This is a genomic window from Photobacterium kishitanii, from assembly GCF_000613045.3.
GTDB classification, from domain to species: Bacteria; Pseudomonadota; Gammaproteobacteria; order Enterobacterales; family Vibrionaceae; genus Photobacterium; species Photobacterium kishitanii.
Map to the genome: position 1 here is coordinate 922,486 of NZ_LN794353.1, position 22,265 is coordinate 944,750.

Consider the following 22,265-nt stretch of genomic DNA (forward strand, 5'->3'; position numbering starts at 1 on the left):
CGAAGAATCATTGTGGAGTACAGAGAAAGAGAGTGCTTCTAGGTGCTCTTTTTGTTTTAATAAACAGTAAATAGAGTTAACACGTAATGCCGAATGTGCAGGACGTGATACTAAGTATTATTGTTAGCGGAGTTAGACGATGTTGTTCAGTAAGAAGGATTTTAGCAGTGTCTTATTTTGTATTATTATTAGTACGCCAGCTGCTAATGCCTATGCTGCTGAAGCAGATCGTCCCGTAATTGATCGCCCTAAAATTGGGGTAGTGCTTAGTGGTGGTGGAGCGAAAGGTGCTGCCCATATTGGGGTGCTTGAGGTTTTAGAAGAAAACCGTATTCCTGTAGATATCGTGACGGGTACCAGTATGGGGGCCTATGTCGGTGGTATGTATGCCATGGGTCTCTCTGCCAAAGAAGTCAAACAACGTACTTTTGATATAAATTGGAATACGGGTTATATCGATCGAGCGAGCCGTAATGACTTATCGTTACGACGAAAAAAACAAAATGATACTTATCAGCTGCATACCGATTTAGGTTTAGGTATTGATGGTGAATTTAAATCTCGTCCAGGTGCTTTTCAAGGACAGGGGCTAGCTGTACTTTTACGTCAACTCACTGATAATTTACCGGCATTAAAAACGTTTGATCGACTCGCTATTCCTTATCGTAGTGTTGCCACTGATATAACTAAAGTAACACCTGTTGTAATTGGGTCTGGTCATTTAGCTACGGCAATGCAAGCATCTATGACCGTACCTGGTGCGTTAAAACCCGTCCATTTAGATAATAAATTATTGGTCGATGGTGGGGTGGTTAACAATATGCCAGTTGATGTCGCTAAGCAGCTTGGTGCTAATGTGATTATCGCTGTTGATCTTCGTGATAGTTTAATGCCCAAAAAAGATTTAGACAGTGCCTTAAATATTGTGTCGCAGTTAACAACCTTTATGACCAATGCTAGTGCTGATTATCAAAAAAGCTTAATGAAGCCTAGCGATGTTTATTTACAGCCTAATGTTTCTTTTATGACAGCGGCTGATTTTGATAAATTAGAACAAGCTTATCAAGCAGGACGCAAAGTGGCTCTAGCGTCGTTACCTCGTTTATTACGCTATCAATTATCACCGTCAGCATATGCTGAATATAATAAACAAAAAAATCTTCGTCGAGTGCGTTTATCTGCACATGACTCTTATTTTATTGATGATATTAAAATTGTAAATAATACTAATCTTCCAGATAAAACGCTATTAGCGCAATTAGAGTTAAAAACTGGAAAAGTTATTACTAATAAAGAGTTAGAGCAAGCCGTTAAGCGTTTACAAAGTGAAGATATCTATGGTCGAATTAATTATTCAATAAAACAAAAAGATAATAAAAATATTCTTATTATGGATATTAATGAGAAATCATGGGGACCTGGGTATTTAAACTTTACGCTCGCATTTGAAGATGATTTTGAGAGTCGTTCTGATTTTTCTTTTGGTGCTCAATATATTTATACCGATCTTACCGATAAAGGTGGTGAGTGGTTACTTGAGTGGAAATTAGGTAGCTGGAAAAATATAACTACCGAGTTTTATTTCCCAATTGATTACCAACAACACTTTTTTACCGCATTTGGTGCTGAAACAAGTAATGAAATTCGTCGGTTTGACAACTTCAGTTATTATAATCTTAACGAAAAAGAATTAAAAAATATTGATGCTAAATATAACCAAACCCATGCTTATGTTGAAATGGGTTGGAATATTAAACCTTGGGCAGCATTAACGTTAGGTTATAAAGGACAAACGGGTAGCATTACCGTTACTTCAATTGATCGTAAAGAAAATTATGATACCTATGGGCCATATATAAATCTGACTTACGATGATTTGGACAGTTTTTTCTTTCCAGCTCACGGTTCTTATTTTAATAGCGAAATTGGATATAGTAATACGCTCCGTCGGCCAGATACTGGTAAGCATGAATATGGTGATACGTTATATTATGATGTATCGATGATAAAACCATTTACATATGATAGACATACACTAGTCGCTTCAATAAAAACTGCCGGTTCAGATGCAGATGATTTATTGCCTATTTATGCACAAGATCTGGGTGGATTATTTAATCTATCAGGTTATCATCGCTATGAATTAAATGGTCGCTATAGTGCTTTAACTAGCTTAGTTTATCGTTATCGAGTGATTGATAATAATTTTGGTGCGATTAAATTACCCGTTTATGTTGGTGGCTCGCTTGAAAAAGGAGGTGTATGGGATCGTACATCAGCGATGAGTTGGAATAGTGCAATTACTGCGGGCAGTGTATATGTTGCCGTAGATTCTATTTTAGGGCCTGTTTATTTAAGTTATGGTCAAACATCTACTGGCGAAAGTTCATTTTATCTTTCATTAGGTGGAACATTATAAATATTAATAAATCCCAGCCTAAGTATGATTATTTTTTATTGTAGGTATAATTTTATTTAATACTTTACATGTTATTGACAATTAACTACTGCTTTTGTTGATAATCGTTCTTGATATAACCTTTTGCTTTTATTTGTATGTTTTCTATTTGTAAGGATACGAATGGATTAACAACCAAGCAGTTAAAAGTATTATATGATTTTTTTCGAGCCTTTTTAGGCTCGATTTTTTTTATGATTATTTTAATGTAATCATAAAAATACCGCTGACAGTGATCCACAATATGATACTGGCAATAATAAAAGCATCAGCAGCCCAATAACTTGTTTGCATTACGCTTTCCTTATTTTTAAGAGGCGGGAGTAATCAATCGCAATATGCTAACTATTGATGGTAATAAGCAGTGATTTTAAGGTGATAAATAAGCTACAAGCTGTTGTTAAATAAATAATAAATGTTAGATATGTTCGAATGAGATCTGCATCATTTATGGGGTAGGAATCGGTGTTATATTTTATAAGGCGAAATAATAGTCTTTATAATAAGACGTAATTGATAATTTGCGGTCTCTATAATTTTATCTTGTGTCAGGTGGGCTGACATCATAAGTAAAAATTAGAGAAGGACGTATTATGAAAAGGCTGCATTATTGGATCTTGCTGTGTTTATTGTTATCAATTGTTGGTTGTAATGATAGCAGCTCTAAAGTTGATGCAGTGACGGTTGATTTTTCACCTAAATTTAGTGCATTTCAGATATTAAATGATAGTAATGAAGCAACGGCTAAGAATGTACAAGCTCCGATATTAGTTGCTGGTAAGTTGACGGTAACTAATCTAGATGAAAACACCACAGAAACCTTTGATTGGAAAGCGTATTTAAATTTAGACAGTTTTGAAATATCATCGGCAACTACGTTAGGACTAGCACCTGCTAATTATCATTTTGTGCTTAATTTACAGCATAATGAACAAACCTATTATGGTGAGCTTACCACTGAAGTGACCGGTGACAAGGCACTAGTGGATATGGCAATAAGCCCAGTGCTAGGTAATATTGATACTCAAATATCCGTTAATCCTGAGATGGCAAAGCTATTTTTTAATATGGATGCGGCTCAATTAAATTTATTAGCATTAAATAATCCTATGGTTGGGATTGAGATTGATAATGCTGCCGAGATGAAATTCTTGATTAATCCGGCAACATCACGGTCTGATTTATATTTTAATATTGCGTTTGGTAATTATAATTTAGGGGTTAATTTTTATGATGATAATAAACATATAGGTAAACTTGCCCTTTCTAATTCACCACTGATTATTGATGCGACGACGACGAATATTCATTACGATATTGTGCCGTTAATGGCGGTTGCGGTGTTTGATTTTAACTCGCAGGGTGATACCACTAACTTAACAATCGAAATTCCTTCTAATATTGTTAACCATGTTAATGACATAAATAATTTACGTACTCAACTTAAAGTGATTAATCCTGACAGCATGATTGTCTTTGATAATGCAATTACGTTTAGTCCTCCAACAACGACTAATAGCGCTTATCAAGCAACCATTCCGCTTAATTTAAGCTTTGCTGATGCAAATAGTGAAGCATTATATTTAACCCTCAAATTTTTCGATGATAGTAGCCAGACGGTGAATGCAGATGCTTTTGCAAGTTGTACTTCTGATAACTTTGTTTTAGCCAAACAGGATAAAACATTAGGGTGCCAAGTAACGTTTAATGACTCTGAAGTTGATGTGATCACGGCTTTAAATGCTCAATTTGTAGTGAATGTTTATGATGTTAATGGTAATCCCATTAAGGGCGCTGAAGTTTATTTAGATGATGCATTAACACCGATAGGTATTACGGGGGAGGATACCTTTACCAGTGAAGGTGCTTTAGTGTTTAAAACCAGTGTTGGTGCGCATGATATAAAAGCCAAAGCGATAGGATTCATGGTTCAAAAGGCAGTAACGGCCGCACCATTAAGTATTAATAATGTCGATTTATATCTATCAGAACGTCAAGATACGACAGATCATATTGAAACCGCTAATTATGATATGCGAATAGCCTCAACGGCAAACGTTAATATTACGCCTACAACAACTCAGATAAATGCGCAGGCTATATTAAGTCAGCGATTACCAACACTGGATGTGGATTTCGATAAAAAAACCGGTGTGGCGCGGGTTATTTATAATAAAACTGGCTATCTAACCGAAGCGGATCCAGCGAAGCCTGTTGCAACGGTAGTGATGGATTTTCTTGAGCAGCAGCGTGATCTTTTAAGATTATCTTCAACAGACTTAGCTAATGTTAGTCAACAAGTACGTCAAACTGAGGTAACGGGAGCGCAGCGTTATTATTTTCAACAACAGCATCATGGACGCGATATTTTCAATGCTTTATTGCAGGTGAATGTTAATCGAGACGGACGTATTTTAAGTGTTAATAATGGTTTTTCACCCGCGGTTGATCAAGTTGTAACAAGTAAAGTTGCTCCAACGATCTCGATTCAGCAAGCGATCATTAATGGAGCGAAGGAGGTAGGGATCAATCTTATCCACCAGCCAACGATCGACAGTGAAGATCTTAGCCGCGATGATCAAAAATCGACCGTTCGTGCAACGACGGCATCGAAAGAATTAATTGAAGCAAAATTAGTATATTTTCCAATAAAAGGCGATCTGTTACGTTTAGCATGGAGTTTTGTTTTATTCACCCACGATCAACGTCATGTTTATCAAATGTTGGTGGATGCTCAAAATGGCGATGTATTAGCTTTCTTTGATCAAGTTGACAGTGATAGCTATGAAGTATTTCCCGTTCCGATTGAATCACCAAGCCATGCTACTCCCGTTAACACGCGTCAAACAATAACTAATCCGGCAGTAAGCCCTGGCTCACCGTGGAAGTGGCATGATACTAATGCCAGTATTGGTGCTGAATATACCATTATGCGAGGGAATAATGTTCATGCTTATAACGATTCAGATAACAGTGGTTCACCCTCAGCAACAGAACCTGATTGTGGTGCTGGATTAAATTGTTTATTCCCATTGGATTTAAGTTTAGCGCCAGCAGATAGCAGCTATGCAGCGACAGCTAATTTATTCTATTGGAATAATATTATTCACGATATTACCTATATGTATGGTTTTGATCAGGCCTCAGGAAACTTCCAAGTTAATCAATATGGTGGTGCAGGGCTTGGTGGCGATGATGTTCGCGCAGAATCACAAGATGGCGGTGGCTATAACAATGCTAACTTTTATACTCCAGCAGACGGTAGTCGACCGCGAATGCAAATGTATTTATGGAATCTTACTACCCCTGAGCGTGATGGTGATTATGATGGCGCCATTATTGTTCATGAATATGCCCATGGTATTTCTAATCGCTTAATTGGTGGCGCAAGTAATGTTAACTGCTTGAATAATTATCAGCGTCCTTCTGAAGGGATCAGTGATTTATACGCATTAATGTTAACGCATCAAGCCGGTGCAGCAGGGACAGATCCACGTGGTATCGGGACTTATGTATTAGGTCAGCCTGTTACTGGTGCTGGTATTCGTCCACAGCAATACAGTACTGATCCTGCCATAAACGATTACACCTATGAAAGTATTACCTCTGGCATGTCAGTACCGCATGGTATTGGCTCTGTTTGGACTCAGGCTGGCTGGGAAGTTTATTGGGCACTGATTGCTGCTCATGGTTTTGACAGCGATTTTTATAACTCAGCAGGTGGTAGTGGTAATCAACGTGCGTTGTTGTATTTCACCGAAGGGCTGAAAAATACTATTTGTTCGCCAAGCTTTATCGATGCTCGAGATGGGGTAATTCAAGCCGCGATTGATAATTATTCTGGTGAAGATGTGTGTTTGGTATGGCAAGCGTTTGCTGATTTTGGATTAGGCGTCGATGCGATATCTGTTAGTAATAACAGCTTAAATGTGACGGATGGGTTTGCTATTCCAACCGCTTGTGATAATACCGCTGATGTATGGGTTGAAGATACCCATTATGACTATACTGGTACCTTACCGGATACTGGCAATGAGCCTGATGCCAATATGTTCGGCTTGAGTATGTGGCGTAGTAAAGCGATTTGGAACCGTACTACCGTCGGTAGTACGGGTGGCCATCAAAACCCAGAATATGGCCAACCGAACGAGATCCACGTTAATGTTAAAAATCGTGGTGCAGCAACAGCCTTTAATACGACGGTTGAAGTGTATTGGGCGCATGCTGCAACAGGATTATCATGGCCTGCAGATTGGAACTTATTAGGCACTGATACCATCGGTAGTTTAGCTGTTGGGGCTGATGCAGAGGCAACTGTCGGCTGGACGCCATCGGGTACGGGTCATTATTGTTTAATTGCACGATTAGTTAACCCTCAAGATCCAATGACGAATCCTGAAACCGCGAACATCAATTACAATACTCGTTACAACAATAATATCGCTTGGCGAAATATGAATGTGGTTGATTTATTAACGAGCTTAACGGAAGAAGTTAGCTTTATTGCCCGTAGTATTGCCAAAGATAACAGTCCAATCATTCTTCAGATTGGTACTGCTGAGCAACAACGGTTTTTACAACAAGGCGGGCAACTACTGCTCAATTTAGTTAACTTTACAGGGCAAGATGAATGGCAAACGATCACTCAATTACCACATATTATTCGTAATTTAAATACAGCGACGACAACCACCAGCCAAGGTAAAAATGAAGGAGTGGTTAGATTACTGTTTAAAGCGGGTCCAATGGCGGTTACCGACAATATTCGTGGTGTTTATCATCTCGATGTGATGCAACTGGACGATAATGCGAATCAGGCTAATGGTGGTATTGCGTATGAGATTGTGACTCGAACACAGCTTACTGATAGCGATAACGATACTATTCCTGATGTGCAAGATATCGATGACGATAATGATCAGCAACTAGATACTGTTGATAATTTCCCACTTGATGTATTACGTCAGTAATTAACTGCTGGTCTAAAACAAGAAAACCCCTCCGTTGCTTTGTTATGGCAATGGAGGGGTTTTATTTTTAGGTGTGGTGGTAAGGGTTATAAACCAATTTGGTCTTCAATAATGGCAATGATTGCTTCAGGAGACTCAGCTTGGCGTAAACTGTCACGGAAACTTTCATGGATGAGTTTACGAGCAAGGCCTGCAAAGATACGCATGTGTTGATCACCTTGGTCTTTATTTAGCGTTAACATGATAATGAAATCGACATCGCCAGAGTCAGACATCCAATCAATAGGTTTATCAAGATGGGCAATACTGATACTAGAATGACGAATATGTTCAGATTTAGTATGTGGAATTGCAAACCCATGTCCTAAACCGGTTGAGAATACCGCTTCACGCGCCCACACATCATCTTCAAGCTTATACACATCATCAGTACGACCTTGAATACCTAAGTTACCGACTAATGCTTGGATTACTTCTTCTTTATTAGCAAAGTCTGCGGCTTTAAATACACATTGCTGAACTAAGATCGGCTTTAATTGTGCTTGACGTTGTTCAAGTAAGGCCTCAACGTCTTCAATTGTGGCGCACTCACACGCCTGTGCAAATAACGTTTGGCTATCAGTGAAGTTGATTGTAGTTAAATGCGCTTTAGTGGCAGCGATCTTAGGGGCGCTCATACTTATTTCATCAAGACCTGCGCCAACCAATAATGGTAGTACTTTACTGTCTGCACCAAGTTCGCCACATAAACCAACCCATTTACCGTGAGCATGGGCAGTAGTAACCACTTGCTTCAATAGGCGTAGGAAAGCGGGCGCTAAGCTGTTATACAGTTTTGAAACACTAGCGTTATCACGATCAACCGCTAATAGATATTGGGTCATATCATTGGAGCCAATACTGAAGAAATCAACTTCCTGACAGAATAAATCAACAATAAACGCTACAGATGGTACTTCAACCATGATGCCTAGTTGAATATCGGTATCAAAGGCAATGTTTTGTTCGGTCAGTTGTTGTTTTACTAATTGTAATTGTTGCTTAACCCAGCGGATTTCTTCAATGCTTTGAATCATTGGGATCATGATTTTTGCTTTGCCATGGACCGATGCACGTAAAATAGCCGTTAGTTGGGTATGAAATAGCGCTAAGAACTGTGGGTATATACGCACAGCACGGTAACCAAGGAACGGATTATTTTCATGAGGCAGGGCAAGGTAATCAATTGGCTTATCACCACCAATATCCATGGTACGAATGATCACAGATTTACCATTGGCTGCGGTTAACACTTCACGGTAATGATTAAACTGCTCTTCTTCATCGGGTGCTTGGTGGCGATCCATAAACAGCATTTCAGTGCGGAATAAGCCAATTCCCTCAGCACCTTGAGCAAAAGCATTAGCAGCTTCGACTGAACAAGCGATATTAGCCGCTACCTCGATTGTATGACCATCAGCGGTAGTTGCTTGCTGGTGGGCATACTGACTTTGCTGTTGTTTAAGGGTATTGGCGAGTGTGATTGCGCGGTTGAAGTAACCACTAACTTCGATGCTAGGCTCGATAGCCAATACACCTAATTGCGCATCAAGATAAACATTATGATTCAGTGCTGTTGTACACTCTTTTAGTTCAATGCCAGATAAGGTTGGAATATTAAATGCGCGCGCTAAAATTACCGTATGTGAGGTGCTGCCAGCGTGGGTTAATACCAAACCTTGTAATAATGCTTTATCAAGCCCTAAAAATTGACTCGGAGTTAGATCGTTAGCGATAACGATACTTGGTTGCTGTAGTGAGAAAGCCGTTTGGTTATCGAGTACGTTAGGGTAAGCGGCTGTTAATAATTGCAGTGAGACATCTTTGATATCTAGTACGCGCTCACGTAAGTAACTGCTTGCTGACTGTTCAAGTTGCTGACACAGTTTTTCCATTACCGCTAAAATAGCATTCGCAGTTGAATGGTTGGCTAGCAGTGCCATCACACCATCAATAAAACTTGAATCATTAATAATCGCTAGGTGAGCACTGGTAATTTCTTGTTCGTGGTGTGAGCCGTTAGTTATAGTCTGATTTAAGTTAGTGCTTACTTGCAGACGCGCTTGTTCAAAACGCTGCGCTTCATTATCATCGTGCGCTGCTATGGCAAACTGTTGTGGATCAATTTGGCTCATGGCAACTAACACGCCACAACCAATGCCTGGAGCAAGTCGTTTACCCGTGATCAAATGTGGCTGGTGGCGAAGTAATGATTGCGGCAATACAATTTCACTATCATCAGCTAATGTTTCAAGTGCTTCATCGCAATGAGGGAACTGCTGTTCAATATAGCTTTGTAATGTTTGGCAAGCTTGCTCACTGTCAATACCTTCAAAGTTCAAGGTACAGTTATCATTTAATAAAGTATCTGTACCGACTAACGCTAATACACTTTTCGCATCACCTGAATTATTAGTTCGGTGGTTAGTTAAGATAATTTGACAGGCAAACTGACGACACTGCTGCTCTAAATGATTCGCTGGACGAGCGTGAATACCATTAGGTAATACACATTGAAACTGAAATTGATGAGTCATAAATAAAACGCCTTAATTTATTTAATGTTAGTGGTGAGTTAACAACAGTTGCTGACATTGAGAAAAAATGCGTCGTGGATGCTGTAATGCATCTTGAATAGAAACTTCTAGACAGCGATGCTTTTTAAAACGATCACTTTGCTCGACATTAATATCGGCAGCGAGGATGACAATATCAGCACGCTCAACATCCTGGTCGGTGAGGCGGTTTTCAATTCCCATTGCTCCTTGGGTTTCGACTTTGATTGTGATCCCGAGTTTTTTCGCTGTCTCAATGAGCTTGTCGGCTGCCATATAAGTGTGTGCAATCCCTGTTGGACATGCGGTAATCGCGACAACTCTCATGTGTCTCTCCTGTTGTTAAATAATGTAGTGCTAGTTCGATGGCATGAATATAAGTATTTATGAGATTGCAAGATAGAAGATAAACGACGCTTTTATAGGACATTTGTAACCGTAATAACCAATCGTGATAGGGATCTCATTGCTTTATAGACTGGTATTAGAATAACGAACTAGCATTTTTGTGCGTTTTTGATGTTAGCTTTATTTGGGACTGATTGGGTATCAAATGGGTTGTTATATAAGAGTGTGGACTCAATGGCTAAAATAATGACAAGTAAAATGAGCAGGAAAGAAAAATGCAGCATGAGCGGGGGACTACATGCTGCGAAAGGTCATTTCAAGGGGATGAGAATGACAATATTTATATATTTAAGCTGTACATTAATTATTAATGATTTTAAAAATATAAAAACTGGATAAATATCGCTTTAATAGCCCTATTCTATCCAATCATTATTTATCTGATATAACGCAATACTACACAAATAATAGCTGAAGATTTTATTGATATATAAATAAAATAACAAACTGTGATATTGAGCCAAAATATCGTTATATAACAATGAGAGTCCACTCACAGCTATTTACGGTTGTTACAAATATGCAGTGAATGCGTAATTTATCCTATATCACCACGAAACTTTATTCTTAATAATGCTTGCCAATAACGATACCGAATATCATTTAAAGATAACGATAAAATTAAATTTGTGGTCATGAATGATAATTTCGACCGTGAATATATATTTAATAAATTACAAAAGGATTTGAAATGAAATTCAAACGTACGCTACTTGCAATGGCCGTTATCGCTGGCACATTTGGCTTAACTGGATGTGATGACGAAACAAATAATATTGACGTGAATGTTACTAATCCCAATGGTAATGGCGGTGATACTTTACCACCGGTTGATGAAGGTGATAAACCTGTTTGCCCACCGACAGGCGATGAAGACTGTGACGATAAACCAAGTACAGAAAAACCGGTGATTGATATGGGTGTCCATGTTCCCGTTGAGTTATCGGGTATGGACGTAACGCGCTATGTTAATCCATTTATCGGTACTGGTAATTTAGGTAATACTTATCCAGGCGCGACTACACCTAATGGTATGGTGCAATTATCACCTAATAACGGTTCTAACGGCTGGGAATATATTTCTGGTTACTATTATCATGATGCGCGTACCAGTGGTTTTTCTCATACTCACCTTTCAGGGGCGGGTGCCGGTGATTTAAATGATATTTTGGTCATGCCAATTAACTCCCGTTCTGATTTTATGATCAACGAAGGCTCTGCGACCCTGAATTTAGAAGCATCACATTTTAAACATAAAGATGAACAAGCGACTGCAGGTTACTACAAAGTCGATCTGCTTGATTATGATATTACTGCCGAATTAACGGCTTCTGATCGCGTCGGTGTTCATCGTTACACTTTCCCTCGTGATCAAAAATCAGAAATTATTGTCAATACTGGCTTTAAGCTTAACTGGGATTACACTTCAGACTCGTTTATCCGTTGGGATAAAGAAAATAACCGTTTGATTGGTCATCGCTTCTCTGATGGTTGGGCTGCATCTCAAAAAGAATATTTTGTGATGGAGTTTGATCAACCGATCAAAAATGTCCGTTTTGCTTATTACGATAAAGAAACCAAACAATATGTTAATGCGCCAGCTGATTTTACTGAAATAGGCTCAATTGAAGGCTCTCAAAACTATGATATCGTTAATGATCGTGATCTGTTTGGTAAGTATCAATATGCACGTGCTTATGTTGAATTTGATACTGAAAAACAAGAACTAACGGTTGAAGCAAAATTAGCCCTATCAAGCACAGCGATTGGTAACGACGGCACGAATAAAGCGCCATTAAGCGGCGCATTCTTAAACTTAACTGAAGTTGCTGATAAAAACTTTGATGATGTACGTTTAGATGCCACCAATGAGTGGGAAGCGTTATTAGGTAAAGTCAAAGTGGAAGGCGATGAAGCCTATAAGCAAACTTTCTATACTGCGATGTACCATGCTTTCTTAGGTCAAACCACCCACTCAGATCTTGATGGTAAATATTACCGCGCCTTCCAAGGCCGTAATGCTTATCCAAATGGACGTCCAGCTTGGGGCCAAGAAGCGCCATTGGTGGATGGTATTCGTTTAGCTGATGCTAACAATGACGGTAAGGCTGACTTTACTCGCTATGACACTTTCTCTCTATGGGATACATACCGTAACGTGCAACCACTAGCCTCTATCCTTACTCCGAATGCGTTAGCTGATGTTGTGCTGTCGATGTTGTCGTATGCAGAAGAAGAATTTACACCTTTGGATGCAGAAGGTAATGCAGGTCAACCACGTAAAGGCCGTCTACCTGAATGGACGTTTAAAGGTAACGAAACTGGGATGATGATGGGTATGCACTCAACCCCTGTTATCTATGACGTGTTGGCGAAAGGGATTCTTGATGCGCGGATGACTGAACTTGGCTTTAGTCAATTAGAGCAAGATGACATTAAAGCACGTTTAATTACCGCGATGGTGACGGATGCGCGTAGTGGGTCTGCTGTCTCGTGGATCAAAGAGTACGAGCAAAATGGTTGGGTACCTGCACAGTTACATGATGTAGAGGCTGATGCATATGGTAAGCACTCACCTTTTAAAGACTCATGGACAGCATCATACTCACTTGAATATTCAATGAATGATTGGATGATTGCTAAATCGATTGCGTTAGTGTTTGGTGAAGATGATCCGCGTTACACTGAATTTGCTGACCGTTCTAATAACTGGCAGGCACAGTTTGATTTCGGTGGTGAGCCTAATACACCGTGGAAAGGTTGGTTTAAAGCGCGTGATTATGATGGCCAATTTATTGATAAAAACTGGACCGATCCAGTAACGGGTGGTACGGCAGGTAAAAACTGGCGTCCTGATATGTTTAACTGGGCGTTCTCAGAGTCAAACGGTTGGCAGTATTTCTTTAGCGTGCAACACGATATGCATGGTTTAAAAGATCTCATGACCCAAGCAGATCGTAAGTTTAATCCAGACGCTAAAGATGGAGCATTATTTGCCGCTCGTTTAGATGAATATTGGTCAACTTACCCTGATCGTAATGCGGGTGACAACCAATTCCCAGTATTTAATACCGGTAACGTTGGTCAGCACGTTCAAGGTAATGAACCTGATTTACACGTTCCTTATTTGTATAACTACGCCGGTCAACCATGGAAGACCCAAGCCGCGATTGTGGCATCAACGAACGTTTGTTATGACAACACTGCCGATGGTATTTGTGGTAATGATGACTTTGGTACACTTTCATCATGGTTTGTTTTCCGTGCCCTCGGTTTCTATCCAGTAAACGCAGGCAGTATCTATGAGATTGGCACGCCAATGTTTGAAACAGCCTCGATTGATGTGGGTAATGGGCAGTCGTTTAACGTAACAGCTAAAAATGTTAGCCGTGAAAATATTTTTATTCAGAATGCGACTTTCAATGGTAAAGCGTTTAACCGTACGTATCTAACCCATGATGAGATTATGTATGGTGGCGATCTGGTATTCACTATGGGTGATACTCCGAATAAACTTTGGGGAGCCGCAGTAGATTCAACTCCGCCAGATACAGGTATTGGTCAATTCTTGCATGCTGACTCGCTACCTGCTGGAGCGCGTTAATTAAGTAACCTTGTTTAAATTATAATCATTGATATAAATCCCACGATAATAATCGTGGGATTTTTTATTTAAAGGTAAAAATATTATTAGTAATCGTTATCATGGCTAAATAATAAATTGTGATATCGAGTCAAAATATAGTTATAGAGCAATGAGAGTTTACTCACAGCTATTTATTGCGGTTACAAAGATGCTGTGAATGCGTAATTTATCCTATATCACCTTATTTTTTTATTCTTAATAATACAGCCAATAACGCAGTGATATTTATTATTAGCGATTAGGACTGATAATAAATTACATCAAGCGCATTTCTTTGGTTGTTTTAATAAATATTGTCATCGTTCTGGTAAGGGATGGATGCCACTAAATATAGGGATGGATATACGATGTTTAAACTGTCAATAGTTGCTGCTGCAATCGCACTCTCGATAGGTCTTAGTGGGTGTAATCATGATAATGGATCAGGATCGTCTACCAATAAAGATGATCATCAGCCAACATTGGCGGTATTAAAATATGTTGATCCTTTGATTGGCACTGATGGTTTAGGCAACGTTAATCCAAGCCCTGTTACTCCTGAAGGTATGATTCAGCCAAGCCCTGATAATTGGAATCCTAATAACTGGGGCGGTAAAGGCTCACCTTCGGATTATCATCATTATTTAAATCAATTGTCGGGTTTTAGTACGACGCATATTTCTGGTGCGGGTAAAGGTGATCTCAATGATTTCGCTTTTCTACCCTATACTGGCTTTCATTCGACAGCAGTGACGATGGATAAGCAGACTGAGATCTCAAAAGTTGGCTATTACGCGGTTGATCTTTTAGAAACCAAAGTAAAAGCTGAATTAACTGCCACTGATCGGGTTGCTTTTCAGCGGTATAGTTTCCCAGAGGGTACTGATCGTAAAGTAAAAATTGATTTACAACATGAACTGTTAGAGCAGTATGGTAACCATTCACGCAGTATCTACTATAAAAAAGTCGCTGATAATGCGATTGCAGGAGCCCGTACCAGTAATGAATGGGGTCAGTGGCAAACGGTGTATTTCTATGCTGAATTTTCAGAACCGTTCAGTGGCCATATGGCTTATGTTGATGGTAAACAAACAGCAGTGACGGAAGTTGGCCTAGCTGATTATCAAGGTTATGGCGATAAGCGTGATCGTGTCCGTGATGTAGTGACCCATTTAAACTTTGGCGAGGGTAAGCAACCGATCACCGTTAAAATTGCTATCTCTGGCACTGGTATTGATGGCGCAATAGCGAACTTAAGTGCTGACACTAATGGCTATGATTTTGATGATGTGGTCGCAGATAATCAGCAGCAATGGGCTGATGTGCTCAATAAATTTACCATTAAAGGTGGCACTGAAGCAGATAAAACCATGTTCTACACGTCACTCTACCGTACTTATATTGCCCCATTTGTATATCAAGATGTTGATGGTAAATACCGTGGTATGGATGGCAAGGTACATCAAGCTGAAGCGGGGTTTACTAACTATTCGGTGTATTCAATGTGGGATACTTTCCGCGCTGCACACCCACTTAAAACCATTATTGATAAAGATCGCGCTATTGAATATGCCCATGATTTAATGAATAAATTTAAAACAGGTGGGGTATTACCGAAGTGGGAATTACATTCTGACTACACCGGTGAAATGGTTGGCTATCCGGCGGTATCAGTCATTGCCGATGTAATGGTTAAATATCCAGAGGCATTTACTCAGCAAGATTTTGAATTAGCACTTAAAGCAGCCGATGTGTCAGCGAACTTTGATCTTACTATTACGCAAGATTGGGTACCTTATAAAGATGCTTGGAATGGTGATAAACGCTTTACGGTCATGACCCGTCATGGTGAATATGCTGAGCAGCATGGTTATGTACCTGCCGATGCTAAAAAACAGCCGCAAGATGGTGGCGTTGCCCAAGATAAATATGATGAGTTAGTCAATGAATCGGTGTCATACGGTTTAGAAAATGCGTATTACGATTGGTGTATTGCTCAAATTGCTAAGTTAGCCGGTAATGAAGCGCAATATGACCGTTATATAGCGCGTTCACAAGCTTATAAGCCTTACTTTGATCTTGATAAAGCTGAGTATGGTAAATATGGTGCGACTGGATTTATGCGCCCTAAAAATCATGATGGTTCATGGGTAAATAACTATCCATCATGTGCTATTGATAGCCAAGGTGATCCAATTACGCCGTTACCAGTAGACTGTGATATTAGTGATGCCACATCGTTTGATATTTTCTGGCCTTATCGCGCCGAGCACCGTGGTCAAGATTTTACGGAAGGTAATACTTGGCAATGGAGCTGGTTTGCACCGCATGATATTGATGGTTTAAAACAGACCATGGGTGGTGAAGCGAGCTTCTTGCAGAACTTAGATGCATTATTTATTGCCAACGATAAAGCTGATACCTCACAAGGGGATATGACAGGTTATATTGGTCAGTTCATTATGGGTAATGAGCCTGATCATCACGTGCCATACCTATATAACTGGACCGCAGAGCCATGGAAAACTCAAGAGTATGTCGATCAGGCAATGAAACAATTTTTCCATCCCACCAAAGCGGGTTTAATTGGCAATGAAGATGTCGGTCAAATGTCAGCTTGGTACATTATGGGGGCGTTAGGTTTCTATCAAGTAAACCCAGGTGCGCCAATCTATACCATTGGGCGGCCATTATTTGATGAAGTGAAATTTGATGTTGCTGGTGGTCAATTTACAATCACCGCTGAAAATAATAGTCCTGATAACTTGTATGTTGAGTCGGTGACAATTAATGGCAAGCCTCTTAATACTCACTTAACGTTTGCACATGATGAAATACGCGCTGGTGGCGAACTGCATTTCGTGATGACCAATAAAAAGCCAAGCAATAACTAATTTTATTACAAAAAGGTATTAAACTTTCGTGATAATGGTTAAATAAAAGATAGTTATAATATTATTAGTTGTTGATTATAAATGATAAAAATCCGAGTTTGTGTAACTAGATTCGGATTTTTTTAATTTGAAGCAGTAATTATGAGGTCAAAGCCACAAAATAAAACAACAACTATTGTTTAAGCTAATGTTTGATAATAAATTTATTGTGCTACGAAAATCTTATGCCTCGTTAAGTTGATTCTGAACAATTAGCTTACGAGGCAGTCCTTCCTTGATTATCATTCTGATTTAGTTCTGGTTATCCTCTGATTCACCTTAGTGTGGCATGGGGACTTTTAGTGCGCGCTTTTGTTCAAGATCCTCCTTTTATATGCTAACTCTCGTGTATTCCAAGTCGTTATTCAATATAACTATTACCTGTAGGTAATAATCTTTTGTTTTTTGATTGTATTGTTTGTTTTTGTGTAATTGTTAATATGACCCCATCGAAACGCAGACAGCGTTGACAAACAATTATAAAGACAAGGTTAGACGACTCATGAAAACAGTTATTAAAGCAATCATCGCTACCGCTATTATCGCCACTTCTTACACGGCATCTGCACGTGATGGCGCATTTACAGGTAACGTTAGTTTCAACAATCAAGCTAACAATGCTGTGGTTGCAAGCCACTACGCAGTCAATGGTAGCGCTGATAAATCACATTCAGGCATTGTGGTTACTAACAAAAATACCCACATGAGCTTTAATGAAAAACTGCTATCAGCCGCTGATAAGTAATATTTCACTACTATGGTAAACAAACGCTTATTACATCTTTTTATTATTACATTTAAGTAAAAGTGTTTTGGTTTTATCTCTATTGTTACCAAATGGGTGGGGTGTAGAATGACGACATCGACACCAACAAGAACAAATAAACTCGATATAGCTTCTTACGCTATCACCCCTTTATAACGCGCTATCAAACAAATTCAGACTTATGGCTATCGCGGTAAGTCACTATAAATTAATTAAAAATTATCGGAGTTTTACTATGAGCAATGTATTTTACATGCCACCTGTAACCTTAATGGGTCCTAATGCTATCCAATCTTTAGGGGCTGAATTAGCGTCAAAAGAATTGAAAAAAGCCCTTATCGTCACTGACGGTGTGTTAGTTGAAGTGGGTCTTGTTAGCAAGCTAACGGATGAGCTAACCGCTCACGGTATTGATTACGCAATCTACGATGGCGTTCAACCAAACCCAACTGAGAAAAACATCGAAGATGGTCTTACTCTACTTGCACAAAGCAACGCTGACTTCGTGATTTCATTCGGTGGTGGTTCTTCTCACGATACTGCGAAAGGTATCGCATTAGTTGCTGCTAACGGTGGTCATATCCGTGATTACTCTAAAGGTGTGCATCTATCTAAGAAACCACAACTTCCATTGGTTACAGTGAACACAACTGCGGGTACTGCATCAGAAATGACGGTATTTGCGATTATCACTAACCAAGAAGATGAAACTAAATACCCTGTAGTTGATAAGCACTTCACGCCTATCATCGCAGTTAACGATTCAGAGCTAATGGTCGCAATGCCTAAGTTCCTCACTGCAACCACAGGTATGGACGCATTAACGCACGCAGTTGAAGCGTATGTTTCAACAGCAGCGACACCAATTACTGATGCATCAGCAATCAAAGCGATTGAGTTGATTGTTAATAACTTAGAAGCAGTAGTCGCTAACGGTCAAGACCGTGCAGCACGTGATGCAATGCAGTACGGTGAGTACTTAGCCGGTATGGCATTCTCAAATGCTTCTCTAGGTTACGTACACTCAATGGCGCACCAATTGGGTGGTGTTTATGACTTGTCACACGGTCTATGTAACGCAATCCTATTGGCTGAAGTATCACGCTTTAATGCACAACAAGTACCAGGTCGTTTTGTTGATATTGCGAAAGCAATGGGTATCGACACTGCAGCGATGACACAAGAGCAAGCAGTAAATGCAGCCCTTGAAGCGATTGATGCACTCTCTGAGAAGGTAGGTACAAAACAACGTCTAGCTGACCTGGGTGTTACTGAAGATAAACTCGCATTCATGGCACAAAATGCCCTAAATGATGCCTGTTCTCTAACCAACCCACGAAAAGCGAGCCTAGAAGAAATCATTAATATCTTCAAAGCACGTATGTAATTACCCTGACTATCGGTAATGACTCTTAAATAAAAAGGCCGCTAAAGCGGCCTTTTTTAGATCTGGATGTTGATGAAGGATAATTGGTGTATTTAACCTGCGACTATCATTACATGAGATACTTTCATTAATTAATATATTTTTCACCAGCTTATAACCAAGTAGTATCATATGATTTTTTAATAAAACTTACATTCCTAAAACAAATAATACTGACTAATTAGATGGTTGAAAACTATAATAAACTCTTTATTTATGTGATTAATGTGACATTATATGCAGTAACACTTATATCTAATTGACGCATTCATAATGAGTAATATTTCAACTTTAAAAAATAACATAGACACAAAAACCCTTAACCTGTTTCTATTATCCATCGCAACTATGGGTATATACCCTTTACTATGGTTGTATAGAAGCAATCTAACGATTAGTGACATTACCAAATCTAAAATCACTGGTGACACCTATATAATTTGGATTGCTGTCTGTGTTGGATTAGGTGGTTTTTTTTCTCGTCATAATCAAAGCTTATTCCTTGTGTTAGGTGCTATTTTATCTATATCTTCAACAGTTCTTTATATTGTTTGGGCTTTTAAGGCTAAAAAAGTACTTCAAAAATACGCTCTTAATGAATTTAGATTTGAATTAAAGATGAATGTTTTTTATACCTTCTTTTTTAATATGTACTATATAAACTATTGCGTTAATGACCTTCCAGAAGCATTGAATAAACAACAAATACTCAATGGGCAAGCAACAGAGCATGTAAACTAACCCCTTCCCGTTGCTAAAACACCAAGCCGCACAATGTATGAGTGCGGCTTAAGAAACAACAAACGAACCGTCGTTATTACATACAACCTCAAGTGATAGTTAAACTTTCAGCTACATTATCCTTTTATACCTCAGTATTTGCCTTTCGCTTGTGCAAGCCTATATCGCTAACGTTTATAACGGTGTTAATAATCATTGCCTGCCATAACAGCAAACACGTAAACACCTACCTCAAGAAAATCGCCTATCTACCGCCTCCACAACCAAACAAAGTAGTTAAGCATTTATTAGCTTCTGTATAAAATCATCCAACTTTGTGTCTAATAAAAAACAGCCAAAATCAAAATCCAATAAATACACAAATCTTTTATTGTATTCTCCAACACTCAAACATATAAACACATTCCCCAAACTTCTAATTATTGGAATAATTTGGGATTTATTAGATATATCAGGATTATCAATATACGGTTTAAGTTCTACGTATGTAGCTTTTGCTTCATCAGCAGAATACAACAAAGGCCGCTTAGGCGGCCTTTGTTGTATATGGACGTTACCGCGTATAGGATCGCATTAGATGAATACTCCCTTTTGGTATACCTTGTCTATTATGAAATTAACATAATAGAAATAAAAAAGGCCCATCGATTTCTCGATGGGCCTTCTCTTAATCACACTTCAAAAATGAGATTAATAATAAATGCAACATTGCTGCACTTATTTATATATTCTTATAAGCAAACAACATTGGTAGCTAGTAGGCCTTTAGGCCCATTTTCTACATCAAAAGAAACCTTTTGATTTTCGTCAAGTGTTTTAAAGCCATCAGAGATAATTGAGGCAAAGTGAACGAATACGTCAGCACCGCCATTATCCTGAGATAGGAAGCCAAAACCTTTAGCTTCGTTGAACCATTTTACTAAACCAGTTGATTTGATAGACATAATATATCCTTGATAATTAAATAATAAGTAAGAAATTAGACGAATTATCTAATTACAAGCCAACAACGTTAGCAGCTTGAAGACCTTTTTGACCTTGCTCTACTTCAAATGATACTTTCTGACCTTCAGCCAAGGTTTTAAAACCTTCTGAAGCGATAGCACGGAAGTGAACGAATACGTCAGCACCACCGTTGTCTTGAGTTAGAAAACCAAAACCTTTCTCTTCGTTAAACCATTTTACTAAACCAAGTGTTTTATTAGACATAATGTGTCCCTTATATTTATTTCATTGAGGTGTCGCAACACGCGACGGCCGAAATAACGATGTTTGAACTATCGAGAAAGCAAAGGGAAACACGGATAAAACAACATAAATGCAGCGATAAACAGTTTTCTTCTACGAAAAGGATGACAAATTTCAATTTTCAGCGAGTAAGATTATTAAATTAAGCGAATTCGTTTATTCGATTAATTTAATACCCTTTAGCTATTAATAAGAGATGGTGAAATTACCAATGAGTTTATTATCAGCGTTAGTAATATCGCCTTTACAGGTTTTTTCACAATATGTGAAATTAATATCAGGATTATCAACATTGCCTTTTATTAATACATGTCGAGTTAATACATCACTATTTAACTGATGAATAGTCGAATTCCAAGAATGTTTATTTTTTAATAAATTAAAGTTTACGTTCATTATTTTATCGCTTCTTTTGTTTGTGTATCTATTGTATTTACAGGACGGTTTTGTTGAAACCAAAATCGTTTACGACCAAGAGTTCGAGACATAAGCATATCCTTAGCTTTATCATTAACTTAAATGCGTGTTTTTGATTTTTCTTAGTACATTCAAATTATAAAATGAGTATAAAATCTATTTATTATAGGTAACGAGGGAAATAGGAACGTAACGACAAATACAAACAAAAGTAGATATTAGAAGTGGTTATTATTTTCGATGGTACGGTATAACTAATTATTTTTACTTTTCAAAGCGGCGCAAATAGCATATGGCTCTTTGCGCCAACTTAAATTCTTATAGCCCTACAACGTTAGCAGCTTGCAGACCTTTTTGGCCATTTTCTACATCAAAAGAAACCTTTTGACCTTCAAGTAATGTTTTAAAGCCTTCAGAAACAATAGCTCGGAAGTGAACGAATACATCAGCACCGCCATTATCTTGAGTGATAAAGCCGAAACCTTTTTCTTCGTTAAACCATTTTACTAGACCAGTATTTGAATTAGACATATGTGTCCCTTAATTTTTAATATTCAGAAATTTGTCGCGAAAATACGACGAGCTGAGAGTTGAATTATTAAATTGCTATGATGATGAAGCTAAGGGAAACAACTGAGGACAAAAACTGCTAAGAAGATGTATCTGTGGTTTTACTTGG

14 protein-coding genes are annotated in these 22,265 nt (G+C 38.6%); 7 read left to right on the forward strand and 7 right to left on the reverse strand.

The genetic code is table 11. The annotated features are described in order from the left end of the window. Positions 1 to 139: 139 nt before the first annotated feature. Together PPBDW_RS19460 and PPBDW_RS19465 are read left to right on the forward strand one after the other, a co-directional pair. Complete coding sequence (locus PPBDW_RS19460; protein WP_036791759.1) at positions 140 to 2,419, forward strand: patatin-like phospholipase family protein; 2,280 nt, start codon at positions 140 to 142, stop codon at positions 2,417 to 2,419. A 632-nt stretch (positions 2,420 to 3,051) separates the two neighbouring features. Continuing rightward, positions 3,052 to 7,428 (forward strand): M36 family metallopeptidase, encoded by a 4,377-nt coding sequence (locus PPBDW_RS19465; protein ID WP_036791762.1) that lies wholly within the window; start codon positions 3,052 to 3,054, stop codon positions 7,426 to 7,428. An 86-nt stretch (positions 7,429 to 7,514) separates the two neighbouring features. Here the strand turns inward: PPBDW_RS19465 and ptsP are convergent, their stop codons facing one another. Next, positions 7,515 to 10,004: a phosphoenolpyruvate--protein phosphotransferase gene (gene ptsP / locus PPBDW_RS19470; protein ID WP_036791765.1), complete on the reverse strand. Its 2,490-nt coding sequence runs from the start codon at positions 10,002 to 10,004 to the stop codon at positions 7,515 to 7,517. 27 nt (positions 10,005 to 10,031) lie between these two features. Beyond that, positions 10,032 to 10,349 (reverse strand): PTS fructose transporter subunit IIB, encoded by a 318-nt coding sequence (locus PPBDW_RS19475; RefSeq protein WP_036791768.1) that lies wholly within the window; start codon positions 10,347 to 10,349, stop codon positions 10,032 to 10,034. 772 nt (positions 10,350 to 11,121) lie between these two features. On the opposite strand from PPBDW_RS19475, the gene PPBDW_RS19480 reads away from it, so the two are divergent. The 5 genes from PPBDW_RS19480 to PPBDW_RS19500 all read left to right on the forward strand — a co-directional run bounded on the left by PPBDW_RS19480 (position 11,122) and on the right by PPBDW_RS19500 (position 19,921). Continuing rightward, the gene (locus PPBDW_RS19480) at positions 11,122 to 14,034 is read left to right on the forward strand and encodes a GH92 family glycosyl hydrolase (RefSeq protein WP_036791775.1); all 2,913 of its coding nucleotides are present in this window, start codon (positions 11,122 to 11,124) and stop codon (positions 14,032 to 14,034) included. A 389-nt stretch (positions 14,035 to 14,423) separates the two neighbouring features. Next, a complete protein-coding gene (locus PPBDW_RS19485) occupies positions 14,424 to 16,949 on the forward strand; it encodes a GH92 family glycosyl hydrolase (protein WP_036791779.1) in 2,526 nt (841 codons plus the stop codon). Between the two features lie 541 nt (positions 16,950 to 17,490). Then, a complete protein-coding gene (locus PPBDW_RS19490) occupies positions 17,491 to 17,733 on the forward strand; it encodes a hypothetical protein (protein WP_036791784.1) in 243 nt (80 codons plus the stop codon). A 256-nt stretch (positions 17,734 to 17,989) separates the two neighbouring features. Continuing rightward, positions 17,990 to 19,141: an iron-containing alcohol dehydrogenase gene (locus tag PPBDW_RS19495; RefSeq protein ID WP_036791787.1), complete on the forward strand. Its 1,152-nt coding sequence runs from the start codon at positions 17,990 to 17,992 to the stop codon at positions 19,139 to 19,141. A 312-nt stretch (positions 19,142 to 19,453) separates the two neighbouring features. Next, positions 19,454 to 19,921, forward strand: a complete 468-nt coding sequence (locus PPBDW_RS19500) for a DUF4234 domain-containing protein (RefSeq protein ID WP_036791790.1) — start codon at positions 19,454 to 19,456, stop codon at positions 19,919 to 19,921. 276 nt (positions 19,922 to 20,197) lie between these two features. Here the strand turns inward: PPBDW_RS19500 and PPBDW_RS22975 are convergent, their stop codons facing one another. The 5 genes from PPBDW_RS22975 to cspE (PPBDW_RS19520) form a co-directional block, all read right to left on the reverse strand. Continuing rightward, a complete protein-coding gene (locus PPBDW_RS22975; RefSeq protein WP_481133198.1) occupies positions 20,198 to 20,440 on the reverse strand; it encodes a hypothetical protein in 243 nt (80 codons plus the stop codon). 212 nt (positions 20,441 to 20,652) lie between these two features. Next, positions 20,653 to 20,865, reverse strand: coding sequence for a cold-shock protein (locus PPBDW_RS19505; RefSeq protein WP_036791793.1), 213 nt, complete (start codon positions 20,863 to 20,865; stop codon positions 20,653 to 20,655). 52 nt (positions 20,866 to 20,917) lie between these two features. Then, positions 20,918 to 21,130 (reverse strand): transcription antiterminator/RNA stability regulator CspE, encoded by a 213-nt coding sequence (cspE, locus tag PPBDW_RS19510; RefSeq protein ID WP_036791795.1) that lies wholly within the window; start codon positions 21,128 to 21,130, stop codon positions 20,918 to 20,920. A gap of 225 nt (positions 21,131 to 21,355) precedes the next feature. Further along, the gene (locus PPBDW_RS19515; RefSeq protein WP_036791796.1) at positions 21,356 to 21,565 is read right to left on the reverse strand and encodes a hypothetical protein; all 210 of its coding nucleotides are present in this window, start codon (positions 21,563 to 21,565) and stop codon (positions 21,356 to 21,358) included. A 339-nt stretch (positions 21,566 to 21,904) separates the two neighbouring features. Continuing rightward, on the reverse strand, positions 21,905 to 22,117 hold the full coding sequence (gene cspE / locus PPBDW_RS19520; RefSeq protein ID WP_036791798.1) for a transcription antiterminator/RNA stability regulator CspE: 213 nt from the start codon (positions 22,115 to 22,117) through the stop codon (positions 21,905 to 21,907). Between the last annotated feature and the right edge of the window lie 148 nt (positions 22,118 to 22,265).

Excerpts from the sequence above, each read along its gene's own strand:
- PPBDW_RS19460 (WP_036791759.1), top strand. The coding sequence starts at position 140 with ATGTTGTTCAGTAAGAAGGATTTTAGCAGTGTCTTATTTTGTATTATT.
- PPBDW_RS19465 (WP_036791762.1), top strand. The coding sequence starts at position 3,052 with ATGAAAAGGCTGCATTATTGGATCTTGCTGTGTTTATTGTTATCAATT.
- ptsP (WP_036791765.1), bottom strand. The coding sequence starts at position 10,004 with ATGACTCATCAATTTCAGTTTCAATGTGTATTACCTAATGGTATTCAC.
- PPBDW_RS19475 (WP_036791768.1), bottom strand. The coding sequence starts at position 10,349 with ATGAGAGTTGTCGCGATTACCGCATGTCCAACAGGGATTGCACACACT.
- PPBDW_RS19480 (WP_036791775.1), top strand. The coding sequence starts at position 11,122 with ATGAAATTCAAACGTACGCTACTTGCAATGGCCGTTATCGCTGGCACA.
- PPBDW_RS19485 (WP_036791779.1), top strand. The coding sequence starts at position 14,424 with ATGTTTAAACTGTCAATAGTTGCTGCTGCAATCGCACTCTCGATAGGT.
- PPBDW_RS19490 (WP_036791784.1), top strand. The coding sequence starts at position 17,491 with ATGAAAACAGTTATTAAAGCAATCATCGCTACCGCTATTATCGCCACT.
- PPBDW_RS19495 (WP_036791787.1), top strand. The coding sequence starts at position 17,990 with ATGAGCAATGTATTTTACATGCCACCTGTAACCTTAATGGGTCCTAAT.
- PPBDW_RS19500 (WP_036791790.1), top strand. The coding sequence starts at position 19,454 with ATGAGTAATATTTCAACTTTAAAAAATAACATAGACACAAAAACCCTT.
- PPBDW_RS19505 (WP_036791793.1), bottom strand. The coding sequence starts at position 20,865 with ATGTCTATCAAATCAACTGGTTTAGTAAAATGGTTCAACGAAGCTAAA.
- cspE (WP_036791795.1), bottom strand. The coding sequence starts at position 21,130 with ATGTCTAATAAAACACTTGGTTTAGTAAAATGGTTTAACGAAGAGAAA.
- PPBDW_RS19515 (WP_036791796.1), bottom strand. The coding sequence starts at position 21,565 with ATGAACGTAAACTTTAATTTATTAAAAAATAAACATTCTTGGAATTCG.
- cspE (WP_036791798.1), bottom strand. The coding sequence starts at position 22,117 with ATGTCTAATTCAAATACTGGTCTAGTAAAATGGTTTAACGAAGAAAAA.